The sequence below is a fragment of the Pseudomonas sp. B23(2017) genome (genome assembly GCF_002113725.1).
In the GTDB taxonomy this organism is placed as follows: domain Bacteria; phylum Pseudomonadota; class Gammaproteobacteria; order Pseudomonadales; family Pseudomonadaceae; genus Aquipseudomonas; species Aquipseudomonas putida_Z.
Genome location: NZ_NEJM01000008.1, coordinates 1 through 22,183 on the forward strand (window position 1 = coordinate 1; position 22,183 = coordinate 22,183).

At 64.7% G+C, this 22,183-nt stretch carries 19 protein-coding genes and 2 pseudogenes; 10 read left to right on the forward strand and 11 right to left on the reverse strand.

Features of this window, described 5'->3' with window-relative positions:
• Nucleotides 1-428: 428 nt before the first annotated feature.
• Nucleotides 429-2,237: an ABC transporter ATP-binding protein/permease gene (locus CAG46_RS14420; protein ID WP_085617468.1), complete on the forward strand. Its 1,809-nt coding sequence runs from the start codon at nt 429-431 to the stop codon at nt 2,235-2,237.
• Here the strand turns inward: CAG46_RS14420 and CAG46_RS14425 are convergent.
• A complete protein-coding gene (locus tag CAG46_RS14425) occupies nt 2,234-3,463 on the reverse strand; it encodes an MFS transporter (RefSeq protein ID WP_085617470.1) in 1,230 nt (409 codons plus the stop codon). The genes CAG46_RS14420 and CAG46_RS14425 overlap by 4 nt on opposite strands.
• A gap of 299 nt (nt 3,464-3,762) precedes the next feature.
• Here CAG46_RS14425 and CAG46_RS14430 point away from each other — a divergent pair, with 299 nt between their 5' ends.
• The 5 genes from CAG46_RS14430 to CAG46_RS14450 all read left to right on the forward strand — a co-directional run bounded on the left by CAG46_RS14430 (nt 3,763) and on the right by CAG46_RS14450 (nt 8,967).
• Nucleotides 3,763-5,997 carry a TonB-dependent siderophore receptor gene (locus tag CAG46_RS14430; protein WP_085617472.1) on the forward strand — a complete coding sequence of 745 codons (2,235 nt, stop codon included), beginning with the start codon at nt 3,763-3,765 and terminating at the stop codon, nt 5,995-5,997.
• A gap of 204 nt (nt 5,998-6,201) precedes the next feature.
• On the forward strand, nt 6,202-6,489 hold the full coding sequence (locus CAG46_RS14435) for an iron transporter (protein ID WP_075044517.1): 288 nt from the start codon (nt 6,202-6,204) through the stop codon (nt 6,487-6,489).
• Nucleotides 6,486-8,000, forward strand: coding sequence for a PepSY domain-containing protein (locus tag CAG46_RS14440; protein ID WP_085617474.1), 1,515 nt, complete (start codon nt 6,486-6,488; stop codon nt 7,998-8,000). Before CAG46_RS14435 ends, CAG46_RS14440 begins: the two co-directional genes overlap by 4 nt.
• The gene (locus tag CAG46_RS14445; protein ID WP_085617476.1) at nt 7,997-8,323 is read left to right on the forward strand and encodes a DUF3325 domain-containing protein; all 327 of its coding nucleotides are present in this window, start codon (nt 7,997-7,999) and stop codon (nt 8,321-8,323) included. Before CAG46_RS14440 ends, CAG46_RS14445 begins: the two co-directional genes overlap by 4 nt.
• Nucleotides 8,324-8,427: 104 nt before the next feature.
• The gene (locus tag CAG46_RS14450) at nt 8,428-8,967 is read left to right on the forward strand and encodes a histidine phosphatase family protein (protein WP_085617478.1); all 540 of its coding nucleotides are present in this window, start codon (nt 8,428-8,430) and stop codon (nt 8,965-8,967) included.
• Nucleotides 8,968-8,970: 3 nt separating this feature from the next.
• Here CAG46_RS14450 and CAG46_RS14455 read toward each other — a convergent pair whose 3' ends face one another.
• Both CAG46_RS14455 and CAG46_RS14460 read right to left on the reverse strand, forming a co-directional pair.
• Nucleotides 8,971-9,756 (reverse strand): sulfite exporter TauE/SafE family protein, encoded by a 786-nt coding sequence (locus tag CAG46_RS14455; RefSeq protein WP_046616814.1) that lies wholly within the window; start codon nt 9,754-9,756, stop codon nt 8,971-8,973.
• A 227-nt stretch (nt 9,757-9,983) separates the two neighbouring features.
• Nucleotides 9,984-10,577 (reverse strand): helix-turn-helix domain-containing protein, encoded by a 594-nt coding sequence (locus CAG46_RS14460; RefSeq protein WP_075044520.1) that lies wholly within the window; start codon nt 10,575-10,577, stop codon nt 9,984-9,986.
• Between the two features lie 114 nt (nt 10,578-10,691).
• Here CAG46_RS14460 and CAG46_RS14465 point away from each other — a divergent pair, with 114 nt between their 5' ends.
• The 3 genes from CAG46_RS14465 to CAG46_RS14475 all read left to right on the forward strand — a co-directional run bounded on the left by CAG46_RS14465 (nt 10,692) and on the right by CAG46_RS14475 (nt 13,466).
• Entirely contained in the window at nt 10,692-11,828 is a 1,137-nt protein-coding gene (locus CAG46_RS14465; protein WP_085617480.1) for an FAD-binding oxidoreductase, read from the forward strand.
• A gap of 12 nt (nt 11,829-11,840) precedes the next feature.
• A complete protein-coding gene (locus tag CAG46_RS14470) occupies nt 11,841-12,218 on the forward strand; it encodes a RidA family protein (RefSeq protein WP_085617482.1) in 378 nt (125 codons plus the stop codon).
• A 183-nt stretch (nt 12,219-12,401) separates the two neighbouring features.
• Entirely contained in the window at nt 12,402-13,466 is a 1,065-nt protein-coding gene (locus tag CAG46_RS14475; protein WP_085617484.1) for a hypothetical protein, read from the forward strand.
• A 112-nt stretch (nt 13,467-13,578) separates the two neighbouring features.
• On the opposite strand, the gene CAG46_RS29340 is transcribed toward CAG46_RS14475, so the two are convergent.
• From CAG46_RS29340 to CAG46_RS14490, 3 genes and pseudogenes are all read right to left on the reverse strand, one after another.
• Nucleotides 13,579-14,319: a methyl-accepting chemotaxis protein gene (locus tag CAG46_RS29340; RefSeq protein WP_370290711.1), complete on the reverse strand. Its 741-nt coding sequence runs from the start codon at nt 14,317-14,319 to the stop codon at nt 13,579-13,581.
• A gap of 114 nt (nt 14,320-14,433) precedes the next feature.
• Nucleotides 14,434-15,510 (reverse strand): annotated as a pseudogene (gene mcpA / locus CAG46_RS29345) (methyl-accepting chemotaxis protein McpA); the annotation flags it as partial.
• 97 nt (nt 15,511-15,607) lie between these two features.
• On the reverse strand, nt 15,608-16,486 hold the full coding sequence (locus tag CAG46_RS14490) for a LysR family transcriptional regulator (RefSeq protein ID WP_085617488.1): 879 nt from the start codon (nt 16,484-16,486) through the stop codon (nt 15,608-15,610).
• Between the two features lie 102 nt (nt 16,487-16,588).
• Here CAG46_RS14490 and CAG46_RS14495 point away from each other — a divergent pair, with 102 nt between their 5' ends.
• On the forward strand, nt 16,589-17,017 hold the full coding sequence (locus CAG46_RS14495; RefSeq protein ID WP_085617490.1) for a PACE efflux transporter: 429 nt from the start codon (nt 16,589-16,591) through the stop codon (nt 17,015-17,017).
• Nucleotides 17,018-17,141: 124 nt separating this feature from the next.
• Here the strand turns inward: CAG46_RS14495 and CAG46_RS14505 are convergent, their stop codons facing one another.
• The 5 genes and pseudogenes from CAG46_RS14505 to CAG46_RS14525 all read right to left on the reverse strand — a co-directional run bounded on the left by CAG46_RS14505 (nt 17,142) and on the right by CAG46_RS14525 (nt 22,120).
• Nucleotides 17,142-18,203, reverse strand: a complete 1,062-nt coding sequence (locus CAG46_RS14505; protein WP_025338406.1) for a hypothetical protein — start codon at nt 18,201-18,203, stop codon at nt 17,142-17,144.
• A gap of 267 nt (nt 18,204-18,470) precedes the next feature.
• Nucleotides 18,471-19,139 carry a GntR family transcriptional regulator gene (locus CAG46_RS14510; RefSeq protein WP_025338407.1) on the reverse strand — a complete coding sequence of 223 codons (669 nt, stop codon included), beginning with the start codon at nt 19,137-19,139 and terminating at the stop codon, nt 18,471-18,473.
• Between the two features lie 16 nt (nt 19,140-19,155).
• Nucleotides 19,156-19,860: a FadR/GntR family transcriptional regulator gene (locus CAG46_RS14515; protein ID WP_025338408.1), complete on the reverse strand. Its 705-nt coding sequence runs from the start codon at nt 19,858-19,860 to the stop codon at nt 19,156-19,158.
• 44 nt (nt 19,861-19,904) lie between these two features.
• Complete coding sequence (locus CAG46_RS14520) at nt 19,905-21,215, reverse strand: C4-dicarboxylate transporter DctA (RefSeq protein WP_003260726.1); 1,311 nt, start codon at nt 21,213-21,215, stop codon at nt 19,905-19,907.
• 438 nt (nt 21,216-21,653) lie between these two features.
• Nucleotides 21,654-22,120, reverse strand: a pseudogene (locus tag CAG46_RS14525) (Lrp/AsnC family transcriptional regulator).
• Nucleotides 22,121-22,183 lie beyond the last annotated feature (63 nt).

Consider the following 22,183-nt stretch of genomic DNA (forward strand, 5'->3'; position numbering starts at 1 on the left):
AACTCAGCAGTGAAACGATGCATCGCCGATGGTAGTGTGGGGTTTCCCCATGTGAGAGTAGGTCATCGTCAAGATTCATTTCGCAAAACCCCTATCTGCGCATGCAGGTAGGGGTTTTGTCTTTGTGGTGCAAAAATTCCCAGGCATACGCAGTCCCTGTGGGAGCGGCCTTGTGTCGCGAAAGGGCCGCAACGCGGCCCCAGGATTGATGCGCAACAGTTGAAATTGCTGGGGCCGCTTTGCAGCCCTTTCGCGACACAAGGCCGCTCCCACAGGGGATCGCGCCAACTTTTAGAATTTGAGCAAGACAGTTGCTCTCACAGGGCCCGCGTAGCTCCGAAAAGCAATCATGAAATGTGCGTCATTTATGCCTGACGAGTTACAGGTCAATGCTACGCTCGCGGAAATACTCAGCACGGATACCCATCATGGAAATGAACTGGCACCAGGCCCTGCAAGAGAGCCTGAGCTGGCTGGCAATCGCCTCGTTCATCACCCTTGTCTGCTTCACGGCAGCCGCCACACTGGCCGTACGTTGTACGCGCTGGGGCAGCCAGTTCTGGCAGCTTGCCGGGCCCTATTTCAGTTTCAGGCGCAGTTGGCGGCCGTTACTGGTGTTCGCCCTGCTGCTGGTATTGACGCTATTCTCGGTGCGCCTGAACGTGCTGTTCTCGTTCTGGTACAACGGCTTCTACAGCGCCTTGCAAGGCCTTGACCAAGCCGCCTTCTGGTACCTGCTCGGCGTCTTCGCGGTATTGGCCACCATCCATGTGCTGCGTTCGCTGTTCACCTTCTATGTAAGCCAGGCGTTCAGCATCCAGTGGCGGGTCTGGCTGACCGAGCGCCTGACCCACGACTGGATGCACGGCGATGCCTACTACCGTGGCCAGTTCCTTGCCGAGCCGGTGGACAACCCTGACCAGCGTATCGAACTGGACGTCAACGCCTTTGTCAGCAACTCGGTGACCCTCGCCCTGGGCGCGGTCAGCGCGCTGGTTTCGCTGGTGGCGTTCACCGGCATCCTCTGGGGGCTGTCGGCGCCGCTGGCCGTCGCGGGTGTGGAGATTCCCCGGGCGATGGTGTTTGCCGTGTACCTGTACGTCATCGTCGCCACCTGGATCGCCTTCCGCCTCGGGCGGCCGCTGATCCGCCTGAACTTCCTCAACGAAAAGCTCACCGCCAACTTCCGTTACGCGTTGATGCGCCTGCGCGAGAACGCCGAGAACATCGCTTTCTACCAGGGTGCGCAGGTCGAGCGGGGCACCTTGCTGGGCCGCTTTGGTGCCTTGATCGTGAATGCCTGGGCGCTGGTGTTCCGGAACCTGAAATTCAGTGGTTTCAACCTGGGCGTGAGCCAGGTAGCAGTGGTGTTCCCGTTCATTCTGCAGGCACCGCGCTTCTTCAGCGGGGCGATCAAGCTGGGCGACGTCATGCAGACCTCCCAGGCCTTTGGCCAGGTGCAGGATTCGCTGTCGTTCTTCCGCGAGTCGTATGATGCGTTTGCCCAGTACCGGGCTACTCTCGATCGTCTGACCGGCTTCCTCGATGCCAACGAGCAGGCAAGCGCTTTGCCGCGCGTCATCACCGAGGACCAGGAGCATGCCTTGGCGATCAGCCGCCTGCAGGTGCTGCGCCCGGACGGGCATGCCCTTATCGCCGACCTGGACCTTGACCTGCACGCCGGCCAGGCGCTGTTGATCAAGGGGCCGTCGGGCAGCGGCAAAACCACGCTGCTGCGTGCGCTGGCAGGCCTCTGGCCGTATGCCGAGGGTGAGGTCAGGCGCCCGCTGGGCCACCAGGCGCTGTTCCTGTCGCAGCGGCCGTACCTGCCGCTGGGCGATCTGCGCGCCGTCATTGCCTACCCGGCGGCCAGCAGGCCTGAGGATGAAACGCGGATGCAGCAGGCCTTGCGCCAGGTCAACCTGGCCCACCTGGCCGAGCGACTGGACGTCAGCTGTGACTGGTCACACATTCTCTCGGTCGGTGAGCAGCAGCGCCTGGCATTTGCCCGGGTGCTGTTCAACCGGCCGCAGGTGGTGTTCCTTGACGAGTCCACTTCGGCCATGGACGAAGGGCTCGAGCATGCCCTGTATTCACTGTTGCGCACGGAAATGCCGGGGGCCTTGCTGGTCAGTGTCGGGCACCGCAGCACGCTGGCAGGTTTCCATACCCATCGGCTGGAGGTGGATGGGCATGGCGGCTGGTCGCTACTGGAGCAGCAGCCAGCCCTGGCCTAGTGCGGCTTGCCGGTGATCGGGCCTGACCTGAGCAATGCGACCCCGACCAGGGTGCTACCGGCACACGCTGCGCCAAGCAGGAATGTCGCCTTGAAGCCGACCCCGTCCCACAGCAGCCCGGCCACCACGCTGGCCACCAACAGCGCCACGCCGGTCAGCAGGTTGAACAGGCCGAAGGCTGTACCGCGCAGTTCGGCGGGGGCGCTGTCGGCGATCATGGCGGCAAAGACGCCTTGGCTGAAGCCCAGGTGCAGGCCCCAGGCAGCCACCCCCATGGCCAGCCCGGTCCAGCCCGGCAGCAGGGCCAGCAGCAGGTCGGCGGCGACCAGCAGCCCCAGCCCGGTCATCAGCACGCCGCGGCGGCCCACGCGGTCCGACAGCACCCCCGCGGGGTAGGCCGACAGCGAGTAGGCCAGGGCCATGAGCACCAGCACTGCCGGCGCCCACAGCGGCGCCAGGCCCATGTCCTGTGCGCGCAGCAGCAGAAACGCCTCGCTGAAGCGGGCGAGGGTGAACAGCGTGGCCAGGCCGATCAGCCGCCAGTAGGCCGGGCCCAGGCGGGCCAGCTCGTGCAGGGCCAGCGGTGAGCGCACCGGCCGGGTAGTGGCTGGCGTTTCAGGTTCGCGCACGAAGGCGATGAGGATGTACACCGCCACGAACGCCGGGAGCACCGCCACCCAGAACACCGTCTGGAAATGGCTCGCGGTCAGCCACATCAGCACGATCGCCAGCAACGGCCCAAGGAAGGCGCCCACGGTATCCAGCGCCTGGCGCAGGCCGAAGGCTGCACCACGCAGTTCTGCGGGCGTGACGTCGGCCACCAGCGCATCGCGCGGCGCCCCACGAATGCCTTTGCCTACCCGGTCGACGAAGCGTGCCGCGGTCAACCACTCCAGCCCGGAGGCCATGGGGAACACCGGCTTGGTCAACGCACCCAGGCCATAGCCCAGCACCGTGAGCAGCTTGCGCTTGCCCAGCCGGTCGCTGAGGGCACCGGAAAACACCTTGGTGATCGAGGCGGTCGCCTCTGCGATACCTTCGATAAAGCCCACCGCCACTACCGAGGTACCAAGCACGGTGACCATGTACAGCGGCAGCAGGGCGTGAATCATTTCCGAGGAAATGTCCATGAACATCGACACGAAGCCCAGCGCCCAGACGCTGCGAGGGATCTTCGACAGGGACCTGGTGGTGTTCGTGGCGTGGCTTTCTTCGTGGCTGCGCATCAGGAGGCTCGGCAGAGGGCTACGTTCGAAACTGTAGGAGCCGTCACGCAGGATGCAAATCGGACAGGTGTATGCAAGCAAGAGCGCGAATAGCCGGGCTGCGCCGGCAACGCTGTCGTGTCAGCAAAGTTCCGTTACAAACATGTAAACTTCGTAAATAAGATTTAAACTCATTTGCGAATCTCTATATTTACCATCCCTGTTGGCCACCAAACTGTGTTTGCGAGGCCGGTGGGCGAGGGCTCCCGGTTTCCGACAGGGATGTGCCGTTTCGCTCATGAATCGCAGGAGATGTACCCATGCAGTGCAAGACTTCACCCAACAGCCTGGCCCTGGCGTTCGTCGCGCTGGCGTCACCGGCCATGGTGGCCACCGCGGCCCAGGCCGAAGAACAGCGTACGGGTGAGGTGCTGGAGATGCCGGTCGCCGACAACGCGCTGGTGATTCAGGACACCCTGGTCACCGCCGAGCGCGAGGCACGCCAGGCCCTGGGTACGTCGATCATCACCGCCGAAGACATCAAGCGCCATCCGCCGGCCAATGACCTGTCAGACATCATCCGTCGCGAGCCCGGGGTCAACCTGACCGGCAACAGCGCCAGCGGCGCGCGTGGCAACAACCGGCAGATCGACCTGCGCGGCATGGGCCCGGAAAATACCCTGATCCTCATCGACGGCAAGCCATCCAGCGCACGCAACGCCGTGCGCTATGGCTGGAACGGCGACCGCGATACCCGCGGTGAAACCAACTGGGTACCGGCAGAAGCGGTCGAGCGCATCGAGATCCTGCGTGGCCCGGCGGCCGCACGTTACGGTTCCGGCGCCATGGGCGGGGTGGTCAACATCATCACCAAGCGGCCCACCGACGAACTCAAGGGCAGCGTCAGCCTGTACACCCAGCTGCCGGAAGACAGCGCCGAGGGCGCCAGCCGTAGGGCCAACTTCAACCTGGGAGGCGGCCTGACCGACAACCTCGGCTTCCGCCTGTACGGCGGCCTGGCCAAGACCGATGCCGACGACCTGGACATCAATGCCGGGCATGCCACCAGTGCGCTGGTGGCGGGCCGCGAAGGCGTACGCAACAAGGACATCAATGGCCTGCTGAGCTGGAAGCTGAACGACGAGCACCGCCTCGAGGTCAGTGCCGGCTACAGCCGCCAGGGTAATATCTTTGCCGGCGACACCATGAACAGCAACGGCGGTGGTGACGTCGAGTTCGTGTCCAGCCTGTACGGCCACGAAACCAATGTGATGCAGCGAAGTACCTACGACCTGACCCACCTGGGCGATTTCACCTGGGGTACCAGCAAGACCGTGCTGGCCTACGAGTACGTGCGCAACTGGCGCCTCAACGAGGGCCTGGCAGGCCGTACCGAAGGTGCCCCCAATGCCGAAGGCGCCGCCATGTCGCGCCTGCGCAACACGCGCCTGAGCAGCGAAGTGAACCTGCCATTCGCCATGGGCAGCACCGAACATGTGCTGACCCTGGGCGGCGAGTACCTGTACGAAGCGCTCAATGACCAGGGCTCGCTGCGCCCGCAAAGCTCGGACCCTACCGGTAACGACGGGTTGGTCGGTTTCGACCGCAGCAGCTCGAAGATGACCGCCCGCAGCTATGCGCTGTTCGTCGAGGACAACATCATTGTCGGCGACACCACCATTACCCCGGGTCTGCGTTTCGACCACCACGAAACCTTCGGCGACAACTTCAGCCCCAGCCTGAACCTGTCGCACAAGCTGACCGAAGCACTATCGGTCAAAGGCGGTATCGCGCGCGCCTACAAGACCCCGAACCTGTACCAGTCCAACCCCAACTACTTGCTGTACAGCCGCGGCAATGGTTGCAGCGTGCAGCAGACCAACAACGGTGGCTGCTACCTGCAGGGCAACGCCGACCTCAAGCCCGAGATCAGCGTCAACAAGGAAATCGGCCTGATGTACGACCGTGGTACCTGGCGCACCAGTGCCACGTACTTTCGCAACGACTACAAGAACAAGATCGTCGGTGATACCGATGTGTTGTACACCATCGGCACCGGCAGCCGCGTGACCCAGTGGGACAACGCCGGCAAGGCGCGGGTGGAAGGTATCGAAGGCAACCTGTTCATCGAGCTGACCCCGGCCCTGGACTGGAACACCAACCTGACCTGGATGCTCGACAACGACAACCGCGAGACCGGCGAGCCGCTGTCGGTGATCCCGGAATACACCGTCAACACCACCCTCGACTGGCGCGCCACCGAGAAGCTGTCGTTCCAGGTGGCGGGTACCTACTTCGGCAAGCAGAAGTCGCCGACCTTCAACGAACGCACCCAGCAAGGCTACGACAAGACCGCGCAACAGGACGTGGAAGCCTACGGCCTGGTGGACGTGAGCGCTGGTTACAAGTTCAACGCCAACTACGACGTGCGGGTGGGGGTGAACAACGTGTTCGACAAGCAGATCCTGCGTGGCGGCAACGCCAGTACTTCGGGCGCCAATACCTATAACCAGCCGGGCAGGGCGGTGTTCGCTGCGCTGAACATCAACTTCTGATCCAAGGGGCCGCTGCGCGGCCCATTCGCCGGCAAGCCAGCTCCCACAGGGATCGCGCCAACGTTTGGAATTTGAGCAAGACAATTGCTCCCACAGGTACCACACAGTATTTGAACCCTGTCCAATCCCTGTGGGAGCTGGCTTGCCGGCGAATGGGCTGCAAAGCAGCCCCGGATGCCACCGATCAACGCCAAGGAGCCCCCGATGATCAAAGCCCCCGCCTGGCTGCAGATCCTCTCCCGCAGCTGTGCCGCACTGCTCGGCGGCTATGCCCTCAGCTACGCCGCCAGCGCCTGCCTGGCCCGTATCCTGCCGCTGGCTGCCGCCGATGCGGTCATCGTCGCGACCCTGCCGGCCTTCATCTTCTACACCGCCGCCATCCTCTGGGCCTTCGCCTGCAGCGATGCCCTGCGTGCCTGGGCCCCGCTGGCTGTGGCCGTACCGCTTGCCCTGATCGGCTTCTGGCCGCAGGCACTGGAGTGGCTGGCATGAAGAACACCTTCACCCAATCGATGGCCTGGCTGCACACCTGGGCCGGGCTCATTTTCGGCTGGCTGCTGTTCGCCATCTTCGTCACCGGCACCCTGGCGGTATTCGACAAGGAACTCGACCACTGGATGCAACCGGAAATCCCGGCCACCGAGGTACCCCAGGCCGACGCCGCGCGGCGCGCCATTGCCTACCTGCAGGCCCACGAGCCGCAGGCTGGCAACTGGGGCATCAGCCTGCCGAGCGAGCGCTCTCCCGGGTTGCGCGTGTCCACCGGCGAGCGTCGCCATGGCCCCACCGTACAGCTCGACCCGCGCACTGGCGAGGCCATCGAGGTGCGGGACAGTGTTGGTGGCAACTTCTTCTTCCGCTTCCATTTCACCCTCGACCTGCCACGCAACTGGGGCATCTTCGTGGTCGGCGCGCTGGCGCTGGTGATGCTCGCGGCGCTGGTCACCGGTATCGTCATCCACAAGAAGATCTTCAAGGAGTTCTTTACCTTCCGGCCGAACAAGGGCCAGCGCTCGTGGCTGGATTTCCACAACGCCAGCGCGGTGCTGTTGCTGCCGTTCCACCTGATGATCACCTACACCGGCCTGGTGATCTTCATGCTCATCTACATCCCGGCCGGGGTCGATGCGCTGTTCGCCGGCGACAACCGTGCCTACTTCCAGGCCCAGGGCAATACCCGCCTGGAGCAGCCTCGTGGCCTGGCCAGGCAACCGGCCGCGCTGGTCGATGTCGCGCCATTGCTGGCCCAGGCCGAGGCGCGCCTGGGGCCGATTGGTGGCCTGAATATCCGCAACCCCAACACGGCGGCGGCGCGTATCGAAATACGCCCCGGACTGGGCAACCGCATTGCCTTGGGCAAGGGCCAGGCCATGGTCTTCGATGGTGTCAGCGGGCAGTTGCTCGGCGACGTCGCCGAATGGCGCGCGGCGCCATTGACCCAGCGGGTCATGGCCGGCCTGCATTTCGCCCAGTTTGGCGGCTACCCGATGCGCTGGCTGTATTTTGTCTGCGGGCTGGTCAGTTGCCTGATGATCGCCAGCGGGCTGGTGCTGTTCTGCGTGAAGCGTGGGCGCAAGTACGCCAGCGCCGAGGCTTCGGTGCGGCGTTGGTACCGGGTGGCGGAGGTGTGCAACGTGGGCTTCGTCAGTGGCCTGTTGTTGGCGTGCGTGGGGTTGCTTTGGGCCAGCCGTGTGCTGCCGGTGGAACTGGCGCAGCGGGAGAGCTGGGAGGTTCGTGCGTTCTTTGGTGTATGGCTGCTCGCGCTGTTGCATGCCGGTATCAGGCCGGTACGCCGGGCCTGGGTCGAGCAACTGCTGCTGACCGCGTTTCTGTGCATTGGCCTGGGTGCGTTGGGTGGCTTGGGCGACGCCATGCGCCTGGGGGTGGTGGCCTGTGCCCTGGTGTTGGGTGTATTGCTCGGGCTGCTGGCCTGGCGCGTATGGCAGGCGCAGTGGGTGCCGCAGAAGGCCAGGGCAGGGCGGCGGATGGAGGCCGGGGCATGATGATGTGGGTCATGGGCAGCGTGTTGTTCGCCTACGCTGGCATGCTGGGGCTGTGCCAGGGGCTGGAGCGGCATTACAAGCAGGTATGGAACCGCACCTGCCCGCCGGTGCTGCGTGTCGGCTTGCGCGCGGCCGGCTGGCTGGCGTTGCTGGCCAGTCTGGTGCTGTGTGCCCTGGCCTGGGGCTGGGCCATGGGGCCGGTGGCCTGGTTTGCCGTGATGTCGCTGGCGGGGATGGTGCTGGTATTGCTGCTGCCATACTGGCCGCGGCTGGCGGTGGGGTTGGTGGCGGCGGTGCCGGTTTGGGGACTGATGCTGCTGTGATCTGACCAGGCTCCATCGTCGGCGCAGCCGGTGCCAGGTTGTTGCGGTAAAAAGTGCCAAGGCATGTTACACCTTGCGCCCCAACCCGCTGCGAGAGAAACCCGGTGAAAGCCGTCCGCCTGACCCTGATCTGCCACGCCCTTACCCAGGCCCAGAAGACCGGGCGCCTGCACCGTGCCGACGACGGCATCCTGCCGTTGGGCCAGCAGCCTTTCGCCGACCTTTCTGGTGTGCCGGTGCTGACTGCACCAGAGCGGCGAGCCTGCGAGACGGCGGCGTGGTTTTTGGGACCGGTGCAGGTCGAGCCGGCCTTGGCCGATTGCGACCTGGGGCGTTGGCAAGGGCTGACGCTGAAGCAATTGCAGGCCGAGCAACCGCAGGCGATGGCCGAATGGCTGCAGGCCCCGGCCAGTGATGTGCACGGCGGCGAGTCGTTCGCCGTGCTTTGCCAGCGCATCGCCGCCTGGTTGGCGGCCTTCGACAGGCCGGGTGAATGGGTGGCGGTTACCCACCCGATGGTCATGCGCGCTGCGCTGGTGCACGTACTTGGCTGCCCGATGAGCGCCAGTCAGCGGGTCGACGTGTTGCCGCTGTCGCGCCTGGAGCTGAGCTTTACCGGGCAGTGGCGCCTGCGCCTGGGCTGAAGGTCAGAACGCCAGCTTGTAGCCGATCAGCAGCAGCATCGCCGCCAGGCACGGACGCAGCACGCGGTCGGAAATCCGCCCAGTGAGGTGGCTGCCCAGGTAGATGCCTGGCAGCGAGCCCAGCAGCAGGTAGCCCAGCAGCGACCAGTCCATGTTGCCCATGCCGGCATGGCCCAGGCCCGCCACCAGGGTAAGTGGCACGGCGTGGGCGATTTCGGTACCGACCAGGCGGCGGGTGACCAGGAACGGGTACAGCAGGAACAGCGCCACGGTACCCAGTGCGCCAGCACCGATGGAAGTGAGGGTGACCATCACCCCCAGCACCACGCCGGTGAGCACGGTAAGGATGTTCAGGCTGCGGTCGCTGAGGTGGTAGTGGTCACCGGCATGGCGGCTGGCGAAGGCCTGCAGGCGCGATTTGAACAGGATGGCCAGCGCGGTCAGGATCAGCACCACCGCCAGGCCTTGCTTGATGACGGCGTTGAGCGCCGAGGTGTCGGTGTGCAGGGTGCTGAGGAACCACAGGGTCAGCGCCGCAGCGGGCACGCTGCCCAGGCTGAGCAGGCCGGTGATCTTCCAGTCGACGTTCTTGTTGCGCGCATGCACCCAGACGCCACTGGCCTTGGTGATGGCGGCGTAGAGCAGGTCGGTGCCGACGGCTGTTGCCGGGCTGATGCCAAACCACAACAGGATCGGGGTCATCAGCGAGCCGCCACCGACGCCGGTCATTCCGACGATGAAACCCACGACCAGGCCCGCAATGGTGAAACCGAAAGAACCTACATCCATACGCTACTCGACTGCCCAACTTTGCCCGTTATCGGATGCAGCCCAGCATATAGATTTTTTTATAGCCAAATAGACTTGTTCGTTATTAGGTTATAACCGGGTGCTTGCCTGCAAGAGCCCTATCGCCGGCAAGCCGGCTCCCACACCGACCGCATCAACCTCACGGCCTGTGCAGTACCTGTGGGAGCTGGCTTGCCGGCGATAGGGCCCTGGCAGGCAGCACCGGGTCAGCGATCAGTCATCACCACCATCACATGCGCATCTGCGCCATCGTCACTTTCCGACAGGTAGATATGCCCCACCTGGCTGTCGAAATACGCCGTCTCCTGCGGCCCGATGCTCACCGCTTCGCCGGTTTCGAACTCGATGCGAACGCGCCCGCTCAGCACCAACGCGAACTCTTGCCCGGGGTGGCGGATAAAATCGTCGAACTGGCCGCGTTCACGGGCAATGATGCGGGCATAGGCGGGTGTCATGCGCCGTTCGGGGAAGTCGCCGGCGATCGGGTGGTAGTCATAGGTGCCGGTCGAGTAGCCCGCCGCCGCTGGCAGTGAATCGACCACCACGGTCACCGGTGCCGGTGCCGTGACCGTGCCGCTGGCGCGCAACAGCTGGGCAATGTCGACATTCAGCGCCCGGGCGGCAGCGGCCAGTTTTTCATAGCTGACCGAGACCTGCGCCAGTTCCATCTTCGACAAGGTGGACAGCGGTACGCCGCTGGCTTCGGACAATTGCTTGAGGGTCATCTGGCGCGCCTTGCGCACCTGGCGCAGGCGCTGGCCGACTACGGCACGGTCCAGCAGGGGTAGGGCAGCGGGCATTCGGGGTCTCGGCATGCGGCGTTGGTCGGGCATCTTACCTTGGACCCTTGCGTATTCGTAAATTCTCATATATTAGAATTCTCATAAATGATAATTAGCCTGGCAGGAGCGTGCATGACCCCGATCTACGACACCCTGATCATCGGCGCCGGCATTGCCGGTGCATCCCTGGGCTATCGCCTGGCCGGCCAGCAGAAGGTGCTGCTGCTCGAGCGCGAGGCACAGCCTGGCTACCATTCCACCGGGCGTTCGGCAGCCATGTTCATGGAGGCCTACGGCACCCCGCAGATCCAGGCGTTGACCCGCGCCAGCCGGGCCTTCTACGAAGCACCACCACAGGGTTTCTGCGAGCACCCGCTGCTGGAACCGCGTGGCTGCCTGTACGTCGCCAGCCTGGAACAGCGCACGCTGCTCGAGCAGACCCATGCGCAGAACCTGGCCAACGGCACCGAGGTCAGCCTGCTCGACCGCGACGCCGCCCTGGCCCTGGTGCCGAGCCTGCGTGGCGAGAACCTGGCCGGCGCGGTGCTCGAGGCGGGGGCCATGGACCTGGACGTACATGCCCTGCACCAGGGCTTCTTGCGCGGCTATCGCGCCGCTGGCGGCGAACTGCGCTGCAACGCCGAGCTTGTCCAGGCCTGGTACCTGGATGACCTGTGGCAGGTGCAGCTGGGCGATGGCAGCCGCGTGCAGGCGCGCCAGCTGGTCAATGCCGCTGGCGCCTGGGCCGACCGTGTGGCCGAGCAGTGCGGCGTGGCGCGTATCGGCCTGCAACCCTGCCGGCGCAGTGCCTTCACTTTCCCCGGCCCGGCAGACCAGGACTTCGCCCGCTGGCCGGCGGTAATCGGCGTAGACGAAAGCTTCTACTTCAAGCCCGACGCCGGCCAGCTGCTGGGTTCGCCGGCCAATGCCGACCCGGTCGAACCCCAGGACGCCGCGCCCGAGGAGCTCGACGTGGCTTTGGGCATCTACAACATCGAGGCCATGACCACCCTGGCGATCCGCCGGCCGAGCCACACCTGGGCCGGGCTGCGCTCGTTCGTCGCCGACGGCGACCTGGTGATCGGTTTCGATGTGCACGCGCCAGCGTTCTTCTGGCTGGCGGCACAAGGTGGCTATGGCATCCAGTCGGCTGCGGGCGCCTCGCGCCTGGCTGCCGACCTGCTGCTGGGCCAGCCGCTGTGTCCTGGCCTTGTCAGCCAGGGGGTGGCGCCCGAGCGCCTGTCCCCGTCCCGTTTCCAGCAATCCTGAAAGGAGCATCCCATGAGCAATGATATCCAGCGTTTCCCCAGCAGCCTGCCGTTCCCGTTCTCCCGTGCGGTGAAAGCCGGCGGCTTCCTGTTCCTGTCCGGCCAGGTGCCGATGAGTGCCGGCGGCGAAGTGGTGCGCGGTGACATCCAGGCCCAGACCCGCGCCGCCTGCGAGCGCATCGGCGAAAGCCTGGCGGCCTGCGGCGCGCGTTTCGACCAGGTGGTCAAGGCCACGGTGTGGCTGTCGGACATGAGCCACTTCGCCGGCTTCAACGAGGTGTACAAGGAGTTCTTCGGCGCAGCGCTGCCGGTGCGCTCGACCGTGGCCTCGGCATTGGCGCTGGGGGTGGATGTGGAGATTGAAGTGCAGGCGTTTGTCGGAGATTTTTGACCGAACAAATCGCCCATGTGGGAGCGGCCTTGTGTCGCGAAAGGGGCGCGGAGCGGCCCCAAGATTTCTGCATTGCTGCACAGATCGCCGGGGGCCGCTCTGCGGCCCTTTCGCGACACAAGGCCGCTCCCACAAAAGCGATGTGGTGGCAGTGAGACAACAACAATAAATCCAGAGGTTCACATGCAAGAGCAGCTGAAGATTGCCGGCGCGTTTGTCGGCGTGATCGTGGGGGCGGGGTTCGCTTCGGGGCGGGAACTGTTGTTGTTCTTTGTCGATTTCGGTATGTGGGGGCTGGTCGGTGCGCTGGTCAGCGCAGCCTTGTTCACCTTCCTCGGCATGGCCCTGGCGGGGCTGGGCAATCGCCAGCAGGCCACTTCGCACAAGGATGTGATCCAGGCCATCTGCGGCCGTCACCTGGGCCTGTTCGTCGACTGGCTGATCACCTTTTTCATGTTTGCCGTCACCGTGGTCATGCTGGCCGGTGGTGGTGCCTTGCTGGAGCAGCAGTTCGGCATCCCGGCGCTGGCCGGCAGCGTGATGGTGACGCTGGTGGTGGTGGGCATCGTGTGCCTGGATGTGCGCAAGGTGATCCTCGCCATTGGTGCCATCACGCCGTTGCTGATCCTGGTGGCCTCGGCGATTGCGTTGTACGCCGTGTTCAGCCGGGAGCAGAGCTTCGCCCAGCTCGACCAGCTGGCCAGCCAGCAACAGGCGGGCACCCGTCACTGGCTGCTGGGGGCGTTCCTGTACGTGTCGTACAACATCGTTGCCGGCGCGCCGATCCTGGCCATCCTGGGCGGCTCGGCCAAGGGCGAGAGAACGGCGGTATGGGGTGGGCTGCTCGGTGGTGCAGCACTGGGCGGGCTGATGCTGGTGATGAGTGCCGGGCTGTTGTCGCGCCTGGACAGCGTGGCTGACCTGCCGATGCCGATGCTGTCGATCGCCAACGAAGTATCGCCACTGCTGGGGCTGGTGATGTGCCTGATCATCTTCGGCATGATCGTCAACACCGCGGTGGGTACGTTGTTCTCGTTTCTCTCGCGGCTGATGCCGGCGGGGACGGCGAAGTTTCGCTGGGGCTCGGTGGTGACCGGGGTGGTGGCATTCGGCTGCAGCCTGGTGGGGTTCATCAGCCTGGTGGGTGAGGTGTACCCGCTGTTCGGCTACCTGGGCTTCGTGTTGATGGCGGCGGTGCTGCTGGCCTGGGTCCGGCGGAGCAAAGTGGTTAAAGCGGCGGTGGCGTAGGGGGCTGCTGCGCAGCCCGATCGCGACACAAGGCCGCTCCCACAAGGATCGCATGGCACCTGTGGGAGCGGCCTTGCGTCGCGATTGGGGCGCAGAGCGCCCCCCTGGGCCATCAGATCCTGAAGCTGCCTACCAGCTGCTTCAGACGCCCGGCCTGCTGGGCCAGTTGGTCGCAATGGCGCAGGGTCTCGTTGAGGTTCTCCACCCCTTGCTGGTTCAGGGCGTTGATCTGGGTGATGTCCAGGTTGAGGCTCTCGACCACGGCGGTCTGCTCTTCGGTAGCGGTAGCCACCGATTGGTTCATGCCATCGATCTCGCCAATGCGCTGGGTCACGCTGGCCAGGCGCTCGCCGGCCTGGTTGGCCACCTGCACGGTCTGCTCGCTGGAAACCTGGCTGGTGTTCATGGTGTGCACCGCTTCGCGCGAGCCTACCTGCAGGCTGGTGATCATGCGGTGGATTTCTTCCGCCGACTCCTGGGTGCGGTGCGCCAGGTTGCGTACCTCGTCGGCCACCACGGCAAAGCCACGGCCGGCCTCACCGGCACGGGCCGCTTCGATGGCGGCGTTCAGCGCCAGCAGGTTGGTCTGCTGCGAGATGCCCTTGATCACGTCGAGGATCTTGCCGATTTCGTCAGTGCTGGCGTTGAGCGTTTCGATTTGCGCGCAGGACTCGCTGATGCGCTGCGACAGGGCGGTCATGGCGCTGATCGCTTCTTCGACCACTTCACGGCCACCGTGGGCCTGCTCGCTGGCACCGCTGGCATGCTGCGAGGCATCGGCGGCGTTGCGGGCGATTTCCTGGGTGGCGGCACCCAGTTCGTTGATCGCTGCGGCCACGCTGTTGGTGCGCATGCTTTGCTCTTCGGAACCGGTGATCGACGCATTGGAGGCATTGACCACCTTTTCCGACAGGTCGTGCACCAGGCGGGTTGCCGAGGACACTTCGCTGATCGAGGCATGGATGCGCTCGACGAAGCGGTTGAACGAAGTGGCCAGTTCGCCGAACTCGTCCTTGTTCTGCACGGTCAGGCGGCGGGTGAGGTCACCTTCGCCCTCGGCGATGTCGCGCATGGCGCGGCCCATGGTGGTCAGCGGGCTCATCAGCACCGGGATCAGCAGGCCGAGCAGGCCGGCGATGGCCGCCACGGCGATCAGCATGGCGATGATCGCCGAGGTGCGGAACTGGCTGAGCGCGGCGTAGGCCTTGTCCTTGTCGATCGACAGGCCGATGTACCACTGTGCCGACGGCAGGCCGGCCACCGGGGCGAAGGAGATGATGCGGTCCTGGCCATTGAGGGTGACATCCTGCATGCCGGCGGCGACTTGCAGGTTGCTGCCGGGGTAGATGTCCTTGAGGTTCTTCATCACCTGGTCTTTGTCGGGGCTGACGATCACCTGGCCATTGCTGTCGGCCAGGAAGGCGTGGCCGATGCCGCCGAAATCGACCGAGTTGATGATCTCGACCAGGGTGTCGAGGGTGACGTCACCGCCGACCACACCGATCAGCTCGCCATTGCCCTTGCTTTTCACCGGCGTGGCGATGGTGACCATCAGGCCGCCGACAGCACCCTGGTACGGGGCAGTCAGCACGGTCTGCCCGGCGCTGGCCGCGGCGCCGTACCAAGGGCGCTGACGTGGGTCGTAACCGGCCGGCATCTGTGTATCGGGGCGCTGGGTGAATACACCGTTGGCCTGGCCCAGGTAGGTGAACAGGAAATTGCGCGTATAGGACGGCTGCTCGATCAGCCCGGCCAGGGTGTCGCCGGCACCTTGCTGGGCGATGTCCTGGGCCAGGTTTTCCAGGACCAGGATGCGCCCGCTCATCCAGTTCTGCACGCTGCTGGCGGTCAGTGCGCCGGACTGCTGCACCGAAGCTTCGATGTTCTGGCGAATGGTGTTGCGTTGCAGGTAGTCGTTGTAGAGCGTGAACAGGGCAAATGCCAGGACCACGACACCGCAGGCGCTGAGCAGGATCTTGTGGCGAAATTTCAGGTTCATGTTTCGAGACCTTGGGCCAATGAGGGGAGGGCGCAGCGCGCTCATGACGCATTGCGCAACCTATCGTTCGGGATATCGGCTCACGGGGTAAAAGATTGAAGTGCTTACAGAAATTTCTTACGGTCATTTCGACGGACGGCATTCACTGGTTACACAACTGCTCGATCAACAGGCGTGCAGCCTGCTGCAACGGTTGTTGCTTGCGCCAGAAGATGTGTACCGGCAACTGCAGCTCGTTGCGGGTGTTGCGAAAATCCAGGCGCACCAGGCGCCCGCTGGCCAGCAGTGGCGCGACCCGCGACAGCGGCAAGTCGCCCCAGCCCAGGCCGGCCTCCACCATCTGCAGGGCGAGGTCGAAGCTGTCGGTTGACCAGTGCGTGGCGCCTATTAACGGGCGTGGGTCGGCCAGCGGCAGGTCACGGCTGCGCACCAGAATCTGGCGCACCCGGGTCAGGTCTTCGAGGTAGTGGACACGCCCCTCGCGCAGGGCCGGATGGGCGGGCGACAGGGTGGCCACCAGCGACTCCATGCCGATGTGCTGGAAGCCGCGCCGGGCATCGACCTGCAGCCCGGCAAAGGCCACGCAGAGGTCGGCGCGGCCGCTGTCCAGCAGGTGCACGGCCTCTTCCTGCGGGGCGCTGAGCAGGGCGATGTCCAGCAGCGGGTGCCGCTCACCCAGGCGAGCGATGGCCGCCAGCAGCGGGCGGTGGTCGATGTCCGGCACCACCGCCAGGGTCAGGCTGCTCTCCAGCCCCTGGGACAGCTCCAGGGCATGCACCTGCAGCAGCCCCAACTGCTCGGCGATCAGCCGGGCATGGGGTTCCAGCGCCATGGCCTGGGCGGTCGGGCGGACTTCCCGCGGGCCGCGCTCGAACAGGGTGTAGCCCAGTTCGGCCTCGAGGTTGCCGATGGCCATGCTCACGGCCGAGGGCACCCGCTGCAGGGCGCGCGCGGCGGCGGAAAACGAACCGCGGTCGAGCACGGCGAGAAACAGCTGGATATTGTCGCTGGAAAAGTTCATGGCAGCCTCCTGTCAGTAGATCTGACAGCTGCTGACTTTTGCTGTCAAGCATGATGAAGCATGATCGCGCCCCATCGCTTTTGTCATTGGAGGTAACCCCGGGTGCAGGGACTCAAACGCAAACTGGTCTACGTGACTTTCTATGAACTGATCGGGCTGTGCATGTCGACCCTCGGGCTGGCCTACCTGTCGGACACCCAGGCATCGCATACCGGGCCTCTGGCGGTGATGATCACCACTATCGCCATGCTCTGGAACCTGATCTACAACACCCTGTTCGAGTGGTGGGAGAGTCGCCAGGCCACGCGCGGGCGCAGTGTGGCACGGCGGGTGGCGCATGCCATCGGCTTCCAGCTGACCCTGGTGGTGTACCTGATCCCGCTGATTGCCTGGTGGCTGGACATGACATTGCTGGAGGCGTTGCTGGTGGATATGGCGTTCATCGTGCTGGTGCCGTGCTACACCTTTGCCTACAACTGGGCGTTCGACCGGATCTTTGGCTTGCCCAATTCTGCGTTGGCTACGATCTGACGCGTTACCTGTGGCGGCCTCTTCGCGGGTAAACCCGCTCCCACAGGGATATCACAGGCCTTGAAGGCAGTGGGCGACCCTGTGGGAGCGGGTTTACCCGCGAAGAGGCCGGAACAGTCAACCACTAGGGTGGCAGGCGAATGATCAAAGGCTCCTGCTGCTGCTTCACCTGCTGCTCAACCGGTTGTTCCGCCGGCCGCGGCGCACTGGCCAGCAAGCTGTCCTCGACCTGCCCCGACAGGTAGTACACCCCTGACATGGCCCCGCTCTGGCGGTTCTCCATCAGCTCCTGCCATTCCTGGTTCAGCGCCACGTTGAGGATCACCCGCAACTGCTCGACCATCTGCGGGTGTTCGCGGTCATGGGTCATCATCCCGTAACCGGCCGCCGCAATCGAAATCATCGCCCCCGCCACCTTGCCCACCGCCGACGCCACGGCACTGGCGATGCCGCGCGGGGCCAGGGTGGCGCCGAGCTTTTCGCTGGCCTGGTTGGCCACCGAGTTCAGCCCGACATCGGTCTTCCCGGGGCCTTTGCTGGCCTGCTGGTGCAGGTGCTGGCGCATGGCTTGCCAGGCCGGTTGCTGGGCCAGCGACTTGGCCCGTAGCAGTTGGTACAGGCTGGCATTGCGCGCATCCGGCGGCCCCAGGGCGATTGCGGGAATGCGGTTGAGGCGCTGGCTGAACTGCTCGGGGGGCGCGTTGTAGCGGCTGATGATGGCCGGCAGCTGCTGGCCGAGCAGTTGCAGGTACAGCTCGCTGGCACGGTCGCGGATGCCTTCGGGGTTGATCTGCTCGGCCACCGGTTCGATCACCCGCTTGTGATACTGCTCCTGCAGGTAAAGCGCCAGGCGCTTTTCCGCCGGCTCCCGGCCTTCACCGCTGTCGATCTTGTACCAGGCCACCTTGAGGGTCAGCCACTGCTGGGTCCAGTAGCCGGTGAACCAGGGGATGAAGTCGCTTTCGGTGCGCTGCTGCACCTGTTCTTTCCACACTCGCATGGAGCGCCGGGCATAGTCGTTGGCCGAGCTGGCGGCGCCGACCGAGGCTTCGATCAGTTCCTGGTCGATGCGTTGCCAGGCGGCGGGGGTGAGCACCACCGGTGGTGGCGGGACAGGTGGGGGCTTGCCTGCGCAGCCGGCCAGGGCCAGCAGCAGGCACAGCAGCAGGAGGACTCGAGTGCTCACGCAACCGCCTCCCTGATAGAGGCTGGGGTGGTTCTCGGAGTATAGGGTGGGGAGTGAAGGGCTGCCGTGCAGCCCATCGGCCGTTCAGGATCAACGCAGATTTCTGCGTGAACGCGGTCATTGTGGGAGCGGCCTTGTGTCGCGAAAGGGCCGCAAAGCGGCCCCGGCAGTTGAAGCAGAAATACCGAAATCCGGGGGCTGCTTCGCAGCCCTTTCGCGACACAAGGCCGCTCCCACAGGGACCGCGTTCACCAGAAAGAGCGTGGGTCATTCCAGGTCGAGCTTTTCTTCCAGGCGGTCGAGATGCTTGTGCATCAGTCCCAGCGCTGCCTCAGCATCGCCGTGCTCCACGGCATCGATGATCGCCGCATGTTCCTGCCACGCGCAGTGGTCGCAGCATGGCGACTCGTAGCGGGCGATGATCAGCGAGGTCATCGGCACCAGGCCGTTGAGGAACCGTGCCAGTGGCGCATTGGCGGCCACCTGCGCCAGTTTCAGGTGAAACTCGCCGCCCAGGCGGATCGCCGCACAACGCTCGCCGTTCTCATGGTGCTGGCGCTCGCGCTCCACCAGTTGTCGCAACTGGCGAATCTGTACCGGACGGGCGCGTTGCGCGGCCAGGGTGATCAGCGTGGTTTCGGCCAGGCGCCGGGCGCTGAGCACCTGGCGTGCCTGCTCCGGGTCGGGCGCGGCCAGATGCGCAGTGTGGCTGGGGCGCTGCACCACCACCTGCTGGTCGGACAGGCGCCCGAGCACGCGGCGGATCACTGTACGGCTGACGCCAAAGGCATGGCCCAGCGCCTGTTCGGGCAACAGGCTGCCAGGTGGCAGGCGCTGTTCGAGAATGGCATCGAACAGCCGCGGGTAGATCTGCTCGGCCGACAGGCGGGTTTCGCCGGCCGCGAGCAGGGCCGGCAAGTGAGGGGCGGCGTTCATGGTCGCTCTCCTGGGGTCATGGATGCGGGTGTTCGTCCGGGATGTTCAACGGGATGCCCATGCGCAACCCTTCGGCCAGGATGTGCTGGCGCATCTGGGCACTGGCCTGGGCGCTGCTGCGCTCACGTATGGCGCGCACCACCGCTTCGTTTTCCTTCAGCCGCGCGGCCAGGTGCTCTGGCGAATTGCGCAGCATGTCGGCGCTCTGCTTTAGGGCATTGCCGGTCTGTTGCACCACGCTCTGGAAGATCGGGTTGGTGGTCAGGGCGAACAGCGCTTCATGGAAGGCGATGTAGGCCCTGACGCCGGCTTCGCTGTCATCGGCCTCCAGCGCTTCGCGCATGTCCATCAGGGTCAGGCGCAGCTGGCCGATGTCCTGGCTGTTGGCCGACTGCGCCACCAGGCCGACGATGAAGGGCTCGAGGGTGTAGCGCAGCTCCAGCACGTCGGCCAGGCTGGCTGCGGCGCTGGTGTCCACGCCCGGTTCCTGGGCGGCGGCATCGGCATCCAGCACCAGCACGCCCTTGCCCGGCAGCGAACGCACCAGGCCCAGGGTTTCCAGCACGGTCACCGCTTCGCGCAGGCTGGGGCGGCTGATACCCAGTTGTTCGGCCAGCTCGCGCTGGCCTGGCAGCATGTCGCCGGTACGCCATTGGCCTCGGGCGAGGGCCTGGCGCAGTTTTTCCACCACTGAGTTGACGACGGTAGATGAGCTGATCACGGTTCGCTCCTGGAAGGGCCGGCATCAGTGCCGGCCACGTTCGTTCAGAATTCCTGTTGATGGGGGTTGGGCTGCTTGCGTGGCGTGGGGGCGAAGCCGGGTTTGCCGTCGAGCACGTTGTGCGCGCGTTCCAGGTCGATGTCCTTCTCCCAGCGGGCGATGGCCACGGTGGCCACGCAGTTGCCGATCAGGTTGGTCAGCGCCCGGCCGATGCCCATGAACCAGTCCACCGCCAGTACCAGTACCAGGCCGACCACCGGGATCGCCGGCACGGCGGTCAGGGTAGCGGCAAGGATCACCAGCGCCGAGCCTGGGATGCCGTGAGCGCCCTTGGAAGTCACCAGGGATACCAGCAGGATGGTCAGCAGGTCGGTCATTGCCAGTGGCGTGCCGGTGGCGTTGGCAATGAACACGATGGCCAGGGTCAGGTAGATGGAGAAACCATCGAGGTTGAACGAATAGCCGGTGGGGATCACCAGGCCGACGGTGGAGCTGCCGATGCCCAGGTGCTCGAGCTTGCGCATGATCTGTGGCAGTACGGCATCGGACGAGGCGGTGCCCAGCACGATGGTCAGCTCTTCACGCAGGTACTTGATCAGTGGCAGCAGCTTCAGGCCCGACAGGCGCATGACCGTGCCCAGCACGATCAGTACGAAGCCGGCACAGGTCAGGTAGAACAGCGCCACCAGCCCGCCCAGGTGTTGCAGCGATTCCAGGCCGTACTTGCTCGTGGTGAAGGCGATGGCACCGAACACGCCGATCGGTGCCAGGCGCACGATCATGCCCATTATGCGGAAGATCACGTGGCTCAGTTCGTTGATCAGCCGCGAGATACCGGCTGCCGAGTCACCCACCAGGTTCAGCGCGCTGCCGAACAGTACCGAGAACAGCAGCACCTGGAGGATGTTGTTGTCGGCGAAGGCGCCGATCACCGAGGTGGGGATCAGGTCCATGAAGAACGCCGTGGCACCGTGGATGTGCTGGCCGCGCTCGGCCAGGCTGCTGGCGTCGGCGCTGGACAGTTGGTCCAGGTGGATGTTGGCGCCGCTGCCGATGCCGCTGGTGAAGGCGAACACCAGGCCGATCACCAGCGCCAGGGTGGTCAGCACTTCGAAGTAGATCACCGACTTCAGGCCGATGCGACCGACCTTTTTCAGGTCGCCGGCGCCCGAGATACCGCTGACCACCACGCAGAACACGATCAGGCCGATGAGCATCTTGATCAGCTTGATGAAGCCGTCGCCAAGGGGTTTGAGTTGCAGGGAAAGGTCGGGGAAGCTGAGACCGCAGGCGATGCCGAGGGCAAGGCCGAGCACGACTTGAAGGAAGATCGAACGCGAGCACCATTTGAGCATGGGAGGGATCTCTGATCGGTGTCCTTGCTTCGGTAGCCGCACGGGGCGAAAGAGCGCAGGACTTAATTATTGTGGTCTTACCGGTTTGTTCAGCGCGAAGCCATGAAAGCGCGAAAAATCCGACATTGCAAGGATTTTTGGCCTTACCGGTCTGACCAGTTGTGGGGCAATCCAGCCAGCCTCGCTCTAATTCGGTGCGTCTGGTTGATCGGGCCGCAGTGCGGCCGTTCGCAGGTGAATCACAGCGGCGAACCGCGTGCGCACATGAATCAGATCAGGCTTTGGCCAGTGCCTCGGGCACCATTGCAATCAGCTTGCCAAGCGCCATGCCGACTTCAATATTTTCGATAACGCCATGATTCACAAAGGTTATTTGCATTATGCAGGTGACCTCGTAGAGTCCGCGCCCGGCGTAATGGCGCGACTCTTGATAGCGCGTCAGCGAGCCATTGGCTTGACCTCGGCCAGCACCGGGTGCGCGACCAGCTTGTCGATGTGCAGGGTGTCGTCGTTCATCCAGCTTTCGCTGAGCAGCCGGTAGTGTTCCATGTCGCGGCAGCGCAGGCGCAGGCTGTAGTCGAAGTGGCCGCTGATCAGCTGGCACTCGTGCACTTCCAGGCAGTTGCGCAGGGTGGCTTCGAAGGCCTTCTGCGCGGCCCGCCCGCTTTGGTTGGACAGGGCGACCAGCACCAGCAGCGACACCCCGGCAGGTCGATGATCGCCCCGTAGCCGCGGATCACGCCACGGCGCTCCAGCTTGCGTACACGCTCCAGGCAGGGGCGGGGGGTGAGGTGGACGAGACTGGAGAGCTTCTCGAAGGTGATGCGGCCGTCATGGCGCAGGATGTCGATGATCGCTTCGTCGATGCGGTCGAGGGGGTGGGCGTTGGCGTCCTTGGTGTCCATGCGCTTGGGCTTCGTTCGGAAGAGGGCATGGGACAGGTTAGGCGGTAAAGGGCTGCGCCAAAG